Origin of the sequence: Luteitalea sp., from assembly GCA_009377605.1 — a bacterium.
Classification (GTDB): domain Bacteria; phylum Acidobacteriota; class Vicinamibacteria; order Vicinamibacterales; family Vicinamibacteraceae; genus WHTT01.
In genome coordinates, this window is sequence record WHTT01000039.1 from 1 (window position 1) to 13107 (window position 13107).

10 protein-coding genes and 1 pseudogene are annotated in these 13107 nt (G+C 64.2%); 4 read left to right on the forward strand and 7 right to left on the reverse strand.

The annotated features are described in order from the left end of the window. Positions 1-81: 81 nt before the first annotated feature. From GEV06_14395 to GEV06_14410, 4 genes and pseudogenes are all read right to left on the reverse strand, one after another. Complete coding sequence (locus GEV06_14395) at positions 82-1047, reverse strand: TonB-dependent receptor plug domain-containing protein (protein ID MPZ19085.1); 966 nt, start codon at positions 1045-1047, stop codon at positions 82-84. A gap of 255 nt (positions 1048-1302) precedes the next feature. Next, positions 1303-1659 carry a hypothetical protein gene (locus tag GEV06_14400; GenBank protein ID MPZ19086.1) on the reverse strand — a complete coding sequence of 119 codons (357 nt, stop codon included), beginning with the start codon at positions 1657-1659 and terminating at the stop codon, positions 1303-1305. Positions 1660-1711: 52 nt separating this feature from the next. Continuing rightward, positions 1712-1999: pseudogene (locus tag GEV06_14405) on the reverse strand (hypothetical protein). A gap of 102 nt (positions 2000-2101) precedes the next feature. Beyond that, complete coding sequence (locus GEV06_14410; protein MPZ19087.1) at positions 2102-3457, reverse strand: DUF4038 domain-containing protein; 1356 nt, start codon at positions 3455-3457, stop codon at positions 2102-2104. A 542-nt stretch (positions 3458-3999) separates the two neighbouring features. Here GEV06_14410 and GEV06_14415 point away from each other — a divergent pair. Further along, the gene (locus GEV06_14415; protein MPZ19088.1) at positions 4000-4419 is read left to right on the forward strand and encodes a VOC family protein; all 420 of its coding nucleotides are present in this window, start codon (positions 4000-4002) and stop codon (positions 4417-4419) included. 172 nt (positions 4420-4591) lie between these two features. Here GEV06_14415 and GEV06_14420 read toward each other — a convergent pair whose 3' ends face one another. The 3 genes from GEV06_14420 to GEV06_14430 form a co-directional block, all read right to left on the reverse strand. Then, the gene (locus GEV06_14420) at positions 4592-5995 is read right to left on the reverse strand and encodes a response regulator (protein MPZ19089.1); all 1404 of its coding nucleotides are present in this window, start codon (positions 5993-5995) and stop codon (positions 4592-4594) included. A 23-nt stretch (positions 5996-6018) separates the two neighbouring features. Continuing rightward, the gene (locus GEV06_14425; GenBank protein MPZ19090.1) at positions 6019-7245 is read right to left on the reverse strand and encodes a PAS domain-containing protein; all 1227 of its coding nucleotides are present in this window, start codon (positions 7243-7245) and stop codon (positions 6019-6021) included. 580 nt (positions 7246-7825) lie between these two features. Then, a complete protein-coding gene (locus GEV06_14430) occupies positions 7826-9841 on the reverse strand; it encodes an ATP-binding cassette domain-containing protein (GenBank protein MPZ19091.1) in 2016 nt (671 codons plus the stop codon). A 500-nt stretch (positions 9842-10341) separates the two neighbouring features. Between GEV06_14430 and GEV06_14435 the strand changes: the two genes are divergently transcribed. Genes GEV06_14435 through GEV06_14445 form a run of 3 tightly spaced genes read left to right on the forward strand, consistent with a single transcriptional unit; the run spans position 10342 to position 13005 of the window. Beyond that, positions 10342-10965 (forward strand): sigma-70 family RNA polymerase sigma factor, encoded by a 624-nt coding sequence (locus GEV06_14435; protein ID MPZ19092.1) that lies wholly within the window; start codon positions 10342-10344, stop codon positions 10963-10965. Between the two features lie 29 nt (positions 10966-10994). Continuing rightward, positions 10995-11792: a hypothetical protein gene (locus GEV06_14440; GenBank protein ID MPZ19093.1), complete on the forward strand. Its 798-nt coding sequence runs from the start codon at positions 10995-10997 to the stop codon at positions 11790-11792. Positions 11793-11838: 46 nt separating this feature from the next. Continuing rightward, positions 11839-13005 carry a hypothetical protein gene (locus GEV06_14445; GenBank protein MPZ19094.1) on the forward strand — a complete coding sequence of 389 codons (1167 nt, stop codon included), beginning with the start codon at positions 11839-11841 and terminating at the stop codon, positions 13003-13005. The last annotated feature ends 102 nt before the right edge of the window (positions 13006-13107 follow it).

Genomic DNA, 13107 nt, shown 5'->3' on the forward strand with positions numbered 1-13107 from the left:
TGACGCCCAGGCGACCGACATCGACAAACAACGCGCCATCGCCCTTGGTGTACGAAGGCAGCACGTCTCCTAGCTCGAACGTCAGGCGCCGGCCGACATACGTGATGCCGCCCGCGACGCCGACACGCCATTGTGCGCGGGTGAGCACGTCATAGCGCGCCCACAGATTCGCGGCATTTCGTGGATTGTTCTCCGCGGCCTTGCCAACGTTGGCAGGATCGACGTCGCGGGTGACCTCGGCGCGAAAACTGTGCGTGTAGTTGGCGTACATGCTGAGCGCTCGCGTGACGTGCCCGGCGACGTCGAGCTCGACGCCGCGGCTCTCGAACGCACCGACCGGCACGTAGCGGTCCGGCAGCTCTGGCGTCGGACTCCGGAGCAGCATGTCGTGCTTTGCGGCCCCTTCACGACCTCCACTCGCTCCACATTCAGCAAGCGCGGTTTCACGAAGAAGTCGTGCACCTGATTCAGGCCGTCGACCTTCACCGACTCGTCTTGCGCCCGAAAGCCGCGGAAGTTGAAGTCGAGATACTCGCTGAACATGGTGACGCCGCTGGCGTTGCGCAACGCGTCGTTGAGATAGACGGCGCCCTGATCCTGCGTCAGATCTTTGTTGATGACCTGGATCGACTGCGGCAAATGCCGCAGCTCCGACGACGTACGTGTGGAGGTCAGGCTTCGGCGGACCGCGTAGCCATCTTCGACGCCCGCGACCCGCTCGAAGACGTAGGCGCCTTCGTTGAGCGTGAGCGCCAGGGTGCGGGGCTGTCCGGCGGTGAGCTCGAGGGACTCTTCGGCCGGCGCGAAGCCGGAGAGCGCCGCGCGGATTACGTACCGGCCGGGGCGCAAGCCGTCGATCTGAAAGCGGCCGTCGCCGTCGGTTGTCGTCTCGCGGGCCGTACCGTCGATCGTCACGACCACGCCAGGCAGCGCGGTGCCGGCTTCGTCGGTCACGTGACCGTTGATCACCACTCTGTCCGGCGTGTCGACCTGCGGGGGCGCAAGGTCGGGGATCACGAGCGTAAGAAGAAGACAGACCATCGACATGGAGGACACCTCCAGGGGCTATAGACGTGAAGCGTCGTTCAATATTGAGACTCAGTCTCAATAAAGTGGTGATAGCCTATGCACCGAAAGGCGACCTGTCAAGTCGGATATCCACAGTCGGATATCCACAGTGAGATATCCTCGGCTGTCCTCGGGTGTCCCGTCTTGTGTCGGATATCCCACGCAGCCGGAATTTTACGGTCGGTGTTCGAGGTCGGGATTCACGGTCGGGGACTTGTCTGTCGCTGCGCGTGTTTAGACGCGGCTGGTAGGGGCGAGGCGAGCCGCGATCCCGAAATACAGAAAGTACTTGCTCAGCGACTCGGCTGAGCCTGGTGGAGCATCGTTTGCAAAGAACAGTCGGCAGAATTCCTCGCGTGCGCGGAGCACCTCCCGGCGCCGTGGACCACGCCAGCGTTCGTCCGCGGCGGTCAAATCGAACAGCTCGAGCGCACGCGTAATCGCCTCGTCGCGTCGTGCAACGCGATTGTTCTGATGGGCACGGATGGCGCGATCAACTTCCGAGCCGATGTTCGCAAATTGCTCGACGAGCGTGAGGGTTCGCCAGCGGCCAGCTGCCAGGCTCCGATGAACATTGGGGACAGTCTGCATCAGCCCACCACCAGTGAATGAACAATATCCTGGATCGCTCACGCAGTGCCGGATCATCAACACCCCGCGAGCGGTTCGCTTGCCGAGGCCGGATGTTGATCATGGAATCGTACTCGATCTCTTCCTGCGCTGCTTCCCCCGTATAGAGGTTGATACCCCAGAGGTCCTCTTGGCGCGACCCGTCATCGAGCAGCAAGGCCTCCTCGTCCGAGTGTAGCTCACCACCGACCACCATGACGCGCCGTGCCACGTCGACCACTGCTTTCACCATATCGCCGAATTGGTCTTCCGCGATCGATGCCAGTTCCGACCGCCGAATGGGCTCTCTCACGATACGCACCTTGCCTCCACGTCGCGTCCTGTCGCTTGACAACGCTACTTCGAAACGAAACCCGCCCCAACACGCCCGCCCGCGTCCATCGCCTTCCGTCGATTGACCACGCTACCTCGAATCTGAGCCCGTGCCAGGCATCGCAAACGATTGGGTCGTGTCGTCCAACACCAGGACCCAATCGTTGCCCTGTCGTGGCGCACCGGGGGGATCGAACCGGTGGACGCCCTCGTTGTGCAACGCGCCCGCCTCCTTCGAGTTGCCGGTGCGGGGATCGAACCACCAGGCCCGCACGCGCTCGCCGCCGATGCGTCCCATGCGAACCGTGAAGGGCCGACCCGTGTATGTGTAGATGAGCGCATAGCTCGAGCCGCGCGTCGCGATCACGCGCTCGTAGCGTTCTCCGTTCTCTCCATCGATGAGGCCTTGATCCGGCACGCGCTCGAAGAACGGCCGCGACAGCATGAGCGCGTTCAAGTGCTGCAGTTGCCCGGCGCCGGGGGCGTCGATGGCATCGTACCAATAACTTCGCACGCCGTAGGCGCCCTCGCCCGAGTCCGGCGCATGCATCTGCATCACGGCGTTGTGACCGTACGTGTGACCGAAGGATCCGGCGAAGACCGACCAGTAGGCGTAACGCCGCACATCGTCTGCCGTCCAGTAGGGCTCTGCGGGATCGTGCAAGCCTTGCGGGATCTCTTCGTAGGATGGCTCGCCATCAAGGGTCGGCTTGGGTGGGTGCTTCGCAAGGTCGTCTTCGACGTAGCGCCAATTGTCCTCCCCCTTCGGGTCAGGCAGCTCGCTATCCTGTCCGTAGCGGCGATGTCCAGACTGGAACATGTTGAAGTCGAGCCACGGCTCGTCGTGGAACCATGTCGAGGACTGCGTGCGGCCGAAAGGGTGGAACGTGATGAGATGATTGGGGTCGAGCGCGTTCAGCGTCTCACCCAGGGCGCGCCACACCTCGGTGTTCTCGTTGCCATGCGTGTCTCCCCCAGTCAGCCACACGATGTTCGGCTGATCGCGGTAGCGCTCGGCCAGAAAGCGCGCATAGGCACGGACGTTCCCTGCGTTCAAGATCCCCTCGTCGACGACGGAGCCCCAGGCAGCGACCATGCCGACGTAGATTCCGCGCGCGGCCGCCTGGCTGACGATCCAGTCAACGTGGTCCCAGTAGTCGTATTCGTGCTCATTGTCTGGGTCGCTCCCGGGCGTCACGCGTGGTCGTGCGGGGTCGCCCTCGGTCAACGCCAGGCTCCCATAGGCGTTCTTGCTCTCGGCGCTGCGGATGACCATCACCTGCACGACATTGAACCCCTTGCGCCGGCGATTCTCCAGGTATCGCTCCACTTCCTCTCGGTCGAGCCGCTCGAAGAGCAGCCATGCCGTGTCGCCCAGCCAGAAGAACGGCTGGCCATCTCTCGTTTGGAGGAAGCGTCTGTTGCCGGACACGGTGAGCTGCGACACGTAGGGATCGTCTGACCGATTCCGGTCTTGAACGTCTCGGCCCTCGTGCGTGCGCGCAACTCCCGCATGTGATGACATGCTGTGGACCAGCAACACGGTGACAACGGCGTGTGAAAGTCTCTGCATTTGTACCTGCGCTTGGTAGACTCTCGTACGGCAGAACGACGGCCACAACGTCTGGGATCTATCAGGTGTGGGTTGTTGGGCTACGTGAAGCTGGCGTGCCGAGACGCCGTGATAGGCCCATTCTCCTAGAAAGAGCCCCGCTGCGACGAACTGTTCGAGGAGTCGAGGCAGTATATGAGATCTATTCACGCCGTGAATGATGATCATTCACGACGTGAATGGCAATGCGACCAGGCCCGGGCTGAACTTCCCGAGGCTCGCGACGAGGCACACCGGATCGATGTGCGGGACCGGCGCCCTGGCGCGCCATCGGCCCGTTGCCCCGAACGATGAGTCTTGTCGCTCCCTGGAGTCTATATCTGCAGATCCCGCGGGACTGCGTGTGGCAGCGCCGCAGCTTCAAAAGGAGTCTTCTCGTGTCGATTCAGTCAGCAACCCCCTACTTCATCCTCAACGGCAGGGTCGAACAGGCCATCTCACTGTATGAGCGTGCCCTCGGTGCGCGCGTCGAAACCCTGCAGCGCTTCGGCGATGTAGACCAGAGCTGCCCCGATGCGCAGAAGCACCGCGTCATGCACGCCGCGTTGCGCGTGGGCAGTGCCCTGCTGATGATGAGCGACGGTCCTGGCGACGGCTCACTGCCTGACGGCGGAAAGGTGAACGTCGCCTTGGACCTCGACAATCCCGAGGAAGCACGACGAGCCTTCGACCAACTGGCCGCCTCGGGCAGCGTGATTGAGCCAATCTTCGACGCGCCGTGGGGAGCCCTGTTCGGCGTCGTGCGTGACGAGATGGGGATCCACTGGATGTTCAACTGCGCGAAGGAGCCTCGCTGACGCGACCGCCCCGAACGTGCGGTGTCTTGGGAGCATCGACTCGCGCTGGCCGGAACGGGCGCCAGGGTTGCGCGACCTCCGACTTGGTGAACAGGACGTTCTTGATCGGCATAGAATGTCCTTTCACCAGCACGAGTACCGCTTCACCGAGGTCAAATAACGGCCATCGGGCTCACTTCACGAGCTCGGTGAGCATCTGACGACGACCCCGCGGAAAGTCGATGCCAAGTGTCTTGATTTTGTAGTTGATCACCCGCGGGCTGATTCGGAGGAGATCGGCGGCATCCTTCTGGATCCAGTTGGCCATCTTCAGTGCTTCGATGAGCGCTCGGCGCTCGATCTCCTGGAGCGCAATGCCGCTGGGTGGAATGTGAATGACGGGTTGGCCGGCGTTCGCGCCACTCGCGAGGCCTCCGTCGCCGAGTGTCAGATCGCTCGCGGCGATGTGCGGGCCTTCGCACAAGAGCGTGGCACGCTCGATCGCGTTCTCCAGCTCGCGGATGTTCCCCGGCCAGTTATAGCGCATGAGTAGCTTGAGCGCTTCCGGCTCGAGGCCGGCGACCCGCTTCTTGAGCTCGCCCGAGAAGCGCGTGATGAAGTGCTGCGTCAACGCCGGGATGTCTTCTTTCCGATCGCGCAGCGCGGGCACGTCGACAGTGACGACATTGAGACGGTAAAAGAGGTCTTCGCGAAAGGCGCCGCTGGCGACCATCTGCTGGAGGCTGCGGTTGGTCGCGCAGATGAGACGAACGTCGACGCGAATCGTGCGCGTGCCGCCCAGGCGCTCGAACTCCTGTTCCTGCAGCACGCGCAAGACCTTGGCTTGCGTGCTGGGGCTCATGTCGCCGACCTCGTCGAGAAACAAGCTGCCGCTGTCGGCCTGCTCGAAGCGGCCGATGCGCTGCTTGTCTGCGCTGGTGAACGCCCCGCGTTCGTGGCCAAACAGCTCAGACTCGAGCAGGTTCTCTTGGAGCGCCGCGCAGTTGACCTTCACGAAGTTGCGCCCCGCGCGCGTCGAGCTGTGATGGAGGGCGCCGGCGATGAGCTCCTTGCCGGTGCCGGTCTCGCCCCGAATCAGGACGGTCGCATTACTCTTCGAGACCTTGCGGACCACATCGAGCACGCGCTGTAGCGCGCCGCTCGCGCCAATGATGTGATTGAAGTCGTAGATGTCGCCTTGAGCGTGACGAAGGTAGTCCACTTCGTACTGAAGACGCCGGTGCTCCAGCGCTTTCTCGACCTTGACCTCCATTTCCTCGATCTCGAACGGTTTGGGGACATAGTCGAACGCGCCGTGCCGCATGGCCTCGACGGCGGTGTTCACCGATCCAAACGCCGTCATGACGATCACGCCGCACGAGGGATGCAGCATCCGAGCCGTTCGGAGCACTTCCAAGCCATCGGAGCCGCCCATCTTCAGGTCGCTCACGACGACATCGAAGTGCCGCTCGTGCAGCCGCGCCAGCGCATCGTTGCCGTTGCGCGCCTCGACCACTTCGTGCCCCGCGTCGGCCAGTGCCTCACCCAGCCCGTGTCTGAGCGAGTCATGATCGTCCGCGACGAGTATGCGTCCCATCGTTTGCTCCGGAGCCGAGCACGCTACTTACCAGCGTGGTTCTCATCGACCGGCTCGACGGCAGCCGCCGAGTACTGTGGTAGCCGCACCCTGAAGCAGGCGCCCAGGCCGTCCAGCCCGGCGGTGACGTCGATCCGTCCGTCGTGGGCGTCGACGATCTTCCGGACGATGGCGAGGCCCAAGCCGGAGCCGCGCGACTTGGTCGTGAAGAAGGGACTGAAGATCCGCTCCCTCACGTCCGGCCCGACGCCGGGACCATCGTCTGCCACTTCGGCCAGGACCATTGGCTGCGGCGGATCGCCCGGCCCGGTGGCTTCACCGGGCTTTTCGAGCCGCAGCAAAACCTCGACACGCCCGGTGCCACCCAGCGCTTCGAAGGCGTTCGTCAACAGGTTGCTGAAGAGCTGTCGCAACTGGTTCGCGTCGCCGACGACCGGCGGAAGCTGCGGGGAGATGTGGAGCACGACGTCGATGGCGCCACGCGCGACGTGGCGCTCGGCCAGCGAGCGTGCGTCCGCGACCACCCGCGAGAGCTGCACCGGCTCGACTTGGAGCCGGATGGGCCGGACGAACTCGAGCACCTCCAGCACAATGGCGTTTGCGAGCTTCGCCTCCTTGATGATGTCGCTCAGCATCGCCTGGGCGTCACCGTGGTCCGTCAGGCGCCGCCTCAGGAGGCCAGCCATGACCTCGATCCCGCCGAGCGGGTTCTTCACTTCGTGCGCGATGGCTGCGGCCATCTCACCGAGCGCCGCGAGCCGATCGCGCAGCCGCTCGCGTTCTTCGAGCTGCTCGACGCGTGTGAGGTCGCGGAAGAGCAACGCCGCGCCCAAGGCCGTATCTTCACCATCACGCACCAGCGAGAGCGTGTAGCCGATGGCCTTCCCTGACCTGCTCAACCTCATCTCCGCACGGTTGGGGAGATGATTCACGCCGAACACACCGCGCAGCACACGCACGACCTCGGGCACGCTGCGGAGCACCTCACCAAACGGTCGGCCGACGTCAGTGGAGCGCGCTCGAATACCCAGGGCTCGGTAGGCGGCCTCGTTCATCAGCGCGAGCCGGCCGTCGCGCGTGATGGCAATGATGCCGTTCTGGAGGTTGGCGATGAGCGCGCGGAAGAACAGCTCCGGGACGTGAGCTAGCCCCGTGGGTTCCGCCCCACGTCGGTCGCGGGTACGCCGCGACTCCGCCGCGTACCGGCCGGCTCGTTGCCCCGGCCCCTTGCCAGATGTTCGTGGCTTCAAGGCGCCAGCTCCTCTCCGACGGCTCTGAAGGGCGGGTGTGCGCACGCCAGAGCGCCAGTCGGAGCGGTGGGCCGGTACCAGATCTTGGTACCAACCGCGCCTCGATGGCCGGCGTAAGCCGTCAGCGCAAGCCCCATGCCGCAATCTGGGGAGGTGCCACAGGGCAAGATTGGGCCGAAAAATCCGTGCAACGCATCCGGAACGGGAAGCCGTTGCTCACAGTACTGTATGCAGATTACCAAATTGTGACTGGGAATCGTTCTCTTCTTCAACTGGGCGGCCAATCATGCAAAAACAGGGAGGAAGCTCATCCACAGCTTAGATTACCAAATTGAGGGTCTCTCGGGAATCGGGAATCGCGGGTCGCCCTTCGACTTCGCTCACCCCTCGACTCCGCTCGGGGTGACCCTGAGCTTGTCGAAGGGTCAGGGAGCCCCGAGCAACGTCGAGGGGCTCAGGGCAGTCGCCTCGTCTGTCGGCCTGCCACGAGTCGAATGGGAGTCAGGAATCGGGAATCAGGAGGTGGAGCAGGCCCAGACTTCGGGCCTCAAACTCAAAACTCAAAACTCAAAACTCGAAGTCACTCATTGCTGAGCTCTTCCCACTCTTGAAGCAGTTTGCCCACCTCCCACATGAGCGCTTGATGCTGCTCGATGACGGGGCGCGAGGCGTCGGGGGTCTGGTAGAAGCCGGGCTCGGCCATTTGCGCTTCGAGATCGCGGATCGCCTGTTCGCGCTCGGTGATCCGTGTTTCGAGCGTCGCAACGCGGGCGCGCTGCGCGTCGCGTGCCCGGCGCTGACGCCGTGCTTCGGCTTCAGCCCGCTTCCGCTCGTCGCGCGAGAGGACCTGATCGCTCTGCTCCGGCTGGCGGCTCCTGCTTTTTGATGCGGACGTGCCCGACCTCAAGGTCGGGACTCCAGGCGACGGCTGTTGCCTGTCTCTCGATCCCGGTTTTCCGTTTCCTGATGCCTGAATCCTGGTTGCCAATTCTTGATGAGTCTTGCTCCAGCGGAATTCTTCGTAGGTACCGGGATACACGACCGCTTGACCGTGGCCGATCTCGACGATCTTGGTGGCGAGCCGATCGATGAAGTAGCGATCGTGTGAGACGAGGACGAGCGTGCCACCGAAGTCCTCGAGCGCGTCGAGCAAGACATCTTTCGAGTCGAGGTCGAGATGGTTCGTTGGCTCGTCGAGCAGGAGCGCGTTGGCGGGGCGAAGGAGCAACCGGGCCACGGCAAGCCGGGTGCGCTCGCCGCCGGACAGCACGCTCGCCTTCTTGTTCACATCGTCGCCGCTGAAGAGAAAGCCGCCGAGGATGTTGCGAATCATGGGCACCATGTGCATGGGCGAGCCGGCGGCCAGCGTCTCGTAGACGGTGAGAGGGGGATCCAGGCGTGCGGCTTCATCTTGCGCGAAATACTGCATGACGACTTGGTGGCCCTCTGCGCGAGATCCAGTGTCGGGTGCCTCGACTCCGGCGAGGAGCCGCATGAGCGTCGATTTTCCGGCGCCGTTGGGACCGACCAGCGCAATGCGATCACCACGCTCCACCAACAGGTCGAGGTGGCGAAAGACGCAGATGTCGCCGTAGGTCTTCGAAGCGCCGCCGAGCTCGATCACCGCGCGTCCACTCTTGGCGCACTGCGGAAAGGTGAAGTGCACACGCTTGCGCTCGGGCGGCACCTCGATGGGCACGATCTTGTCGAGCAGCTTGACGCGGCTCTGAACCTGCGCCGCCTTGGTGGCCTTGTAGCGAAAGCGATCGATGAACAGCTTGATGCGCGCGACCTCTTCGTCTTGCTCGCGCTTGAGCGTGCGAAGTCGCGCCATCCGCGCTTGGTGCTCTTCTAGATACTCGCTGTAGTTGCCACGGTAGTCCGTGAGTGTGCGCAGGGTGAGGTCTGCAATGCGCGTGGCCACCGCGTCGAGGAAGTAGCGGTCGTGCGAGACGAGCAAGACGGCGTGCGGGTAGTCGACCAGATACTCTTCGAGCCAGTTCCGAGCCTCGAGATCGAGATGATTCGTGGGCTCGTCGAGCAGCAGGAGATTCGGCCGGCCGAGCAGCAGCTTCGCGAGCGCGATGCGCATCTGCCAGCCGCCCGAGAACGTCTCGACTGGGCGCTGCATGTCGTCTGGTGTGAACCCGAGGCCCTGCGCGACCGTGGCAATGCGGAGGTCGATGGTGTAGCCGTCTTGCGCGCGAAAGCCGTCCTGGAGGTCGCTGTAACGCAGGAGCATCGCATCGTGCTCGGCCTCCGGAATCGTGGCGTCGCCGAGTCGTTCTTCGAGTGCCGCCATCTCCAACTGCATGGCCACGAGCGGCGCGAAGGCGAGCCGCACTTCTTCGGCGAGCGTCCGCCCCGCGTGAACCACGCCGTCTTGCGGAAGGTAGCCAATGGTGAGCGCGGCGGGCTTGACGATCGTGCCCTGGTCCGCCTCTTCGAGGCCGGCCAGCATGCGGAAGAGCGTTGTCTTGCCGGCGCCGTTTGGACCGCACAGCGCCACGCGATCGCGCGCGCCGAGCTGCCAGGTCACATTGTCGAGGAGAACTCTATCGCCGAATGCCTTGGTGAGAGACTGGAGCTGAATCATCACAAAGCTAAGGGCGAGGGGCAAGGCTGACAGGGTGACACGGTGACCGGGTGACAAGGTGAAGGAGGTTTTCGGGCTGCAGGCAAACCCATCGAACGAAACGAGAGCCTCGCGCCGCCCACCTGAGCATAGAACCACCCCCTCACGTTCTCACCTTGTCACTTTGTCACCGTGTCACCCCTGCCCGCCTTGCCCCTACAGTAACATGTCGACCCCGAGATTCTGGCTAACCCTTTGTGCTGATGAGCGTTATACTAGGGTGGCGAGCTCGGCTACCCGCTCGTCGGACGACTCGTCACCGCCGCCGACCGCCCGCCGCGAACCAGCGTCTAAGCAGTAGTAACGGGCCTGAAGGGAGACGCAACAGCGGTAAGGGTCAGACGCGGTGCCTACCGCCCAGGAAGGCCGGTCCAGGAAGGCTAGCCCGGGAAGGCTAGGACTGGCCCGCGCGGGCCGTTCCGCGTAGGGTCACCGATCGGGCGTGGCGCGCACAACCCGACATGGCATCTGATGAAGAACTGGTCGCCCGCTCGGCTGGGGGCGATCTGGAGAGCTTCAACCAGCTCGTCTTGCGCTGGGAGCGGCCGATTTACGCCCTCGCGTATCGCGTGATCGGCCGCGAAGAAGATGCTCGTGACGTTTGCCAGGAAACCTTCCTGCGCGCGTTCCGATCGCTCGGCGCATTTCGCGGTCACGCGAAGTTTTCGTCCTGGCTCTATCGCATTGCGCTCAACCTCTGCCGCGATTGGATTCGTCGACAAAAGCGCACCCCGGTGGTTCAGGCGCCGGAAGGTGTGGATATCATCGAGTTGGCCGGAGAGCAGGGGCCAGTTGAGTCGGTCGACGAGCTCGTGGCCCGGCGTGATCTCGGGCTCATCGTAACGCGGGCGATGTCGGCGCTGACCGAAGATCAACGTACCGCCATCGTGTTGAAGGAGTATCAAGGCCTGACGTTCCAGGAAATTTCAGACCTGCTCGGCTGCCCGCTGAGCACGGTGAAGACGCGGTTGTACCAGGGGCTGACCGTGCTGCGACGTGAGCTGGAGCGGCAGGGAATCGACGCGGACGTCATCGCGCGAGAGCTCGGCCGCCGCGAGTCCACGCATCGCCCGGTACTGCAGTAGCGTTTTGTCGTAGCTGTCCACGTGAGACGATGAGTACGAACACCATTGAATGTCCGGATAAAGCCTCGTTGGTGACACTCCTCTATGGGGAGGGGAGCGAAGCAGAAGAACGACAACGGCTCGAGGGTCATGTCCTGGGATGCGAAGCGTGTGCTGGCGAGCTTGGCGGGCTCCGTAGCGTGCGCGGAGCGCTCGCGCAGTGGACCGCGCCGGAGGTACCGCTTGGCTTCCGTGTGGTGCGCGAGGTTGCGCAGGCGCAGGCAGCGGCCCCGGCAGCGGCAGCGGCACCGGCCCCGGCACCGGCTCTGCGTCGCTGGTGGGTGGCTGTTCCGCTCGCGGCTGCAGCGGTGCTGGTGCTGGCAGCGGCAGCCGCACTCGCCAACCTGGACGTGCGTGTCGGACCCGAGGGTCTGACGGTGAGGACCGGTTGGAGTGAGTCTGACCAGGAGACCTCCCGTACGGCGCGCGCCGACGATGCGAGCGCGACGACTGCTCCGTGGCGCACGGATCTTGCCCGCTTCCGACAAGAGCTACGCCGCGAATTTGCCGCCATGCCCGTATCGGCGACGTCGACGGCGTCCAGCGATGAGGCCTCGGCGGAGCTGTTTCGACGGCTGCAGGTGCTCATCGACCGGAGCGAAGCGCGACAACAGGAACAGCTGGCGCAGCAGATTGCGGATCTCGCGACGCAGTTCCAGCTTCAGCGGCGTGAGGACCTCGTGCGCATCACGCAGGACATCGGCCGGCTGGAGCTGCAGCGGGGCGTGGACCAACGCGTGTTGAATCAGTTCGTCCGCTTCGTGTCCGCGCAGCAGTCGGTGCCGTAGCAGGCAAGGCTGACCGCGCGTGACCCTCAGTGTTGCGAGGAGACGTATGAAGAGTAGGTTTCCCGTTCCATGCCTCGTGGGAGGCGCAGCGCTTCTCACCCTTGGTGGTGCGCAAACCACGACGGCGAAGGTCCACATGGCCGGACCGGCGATGGTGCACGTGACGACCGGTCTCGAGATGAGGTTGGGCGCGCCGCGCCATGACGTGCGCCAACAGCGGCCGGCAGCCGCGTCACGCGGTGAAGAGCGGCCAGCACCACCACCGTTGGTCACTCCCTCGGCAGCACCTCGCGCCAGCGCTTCGACGCTGCAGCCGCTGACCACGATGGGGCTCGCTGCCCGTCCGGCCTCGCCGTACGAGCCGAGCGCACGTCCAGCCCAGGAAGCGAGCGCGCAAAGCGAAGCCGCCAGCCGCGTTCGCTACCAAGTACAAAACATGGAATCGATGCTCGTGAACGCGGTTCAGCACGCCGCAGATCGCCTCACGCGGCAGATCCGAGCCGTGTCGCCCGACATCGTCATGCTGACCGGCGCGCCGCGTGCGCGTGGCGTGATGCTGGAGGGGTACGGCGCGTTTTTCAGTGTGGACGTACCGGCGATGAGCCCGAGCATCAATTGGAGCCTGCGTGTCCTCGCGCAGAAGTATCTCGGTGTCGAGAGTGCGCTGACCCGGCTCAGGCGCAGCATGACCGCCCTCGAGGATCCCAAGGCACGTGCCGACGCTGAGCTTGCGCTGCAAGCCATCGAGATTCAGGTGCGCCCCCAGCGGCCGCGCCCCGTCTCACAGACCCTCTGGCAAGACGAAGAGTCGCCGCAGCGGACGACAGCGGCGTCGGCCTCCCCTGTTCCTGCACCTGATGCCGCGGGTGAGCTGTCCAGGGCGAGCGTCGAGGCGACCTCCACCAGTCCGAGCGCCGATGGGGTGAACGTGGACGTGCCGGACGAGCTCCTGCGGAACCCCAGCGAAGCGTACGAGCGAGAGGTCAAGCGCACGCTAGTCGATACCATGCTCGACTACGCTGGGCCTATTCCAGTGGCGCCGAACGAATGGTTTACCGTGGCTGCCCGCGATGCCGACTATACGATTGCGCCCGGGGGCGGCCAGGCCGTGACCATCATCCTCCAGCTTAGCGGTGCGGACCTCGAGGCCTACCGTGCCGGCCGCCTCTCACACGAGGAAGTACGCCGCCGCGTTAAGATTCAAGAGTTCTGAACAGGCGTCAGGGGGCAGGCCTCAGGGTAGGCCTCAGGGGTCAGCAGGCTTCAGGCATCAGGCTTCCCTAAATTCCTGCTGCCCCGACCCTGGTTCCTGCTG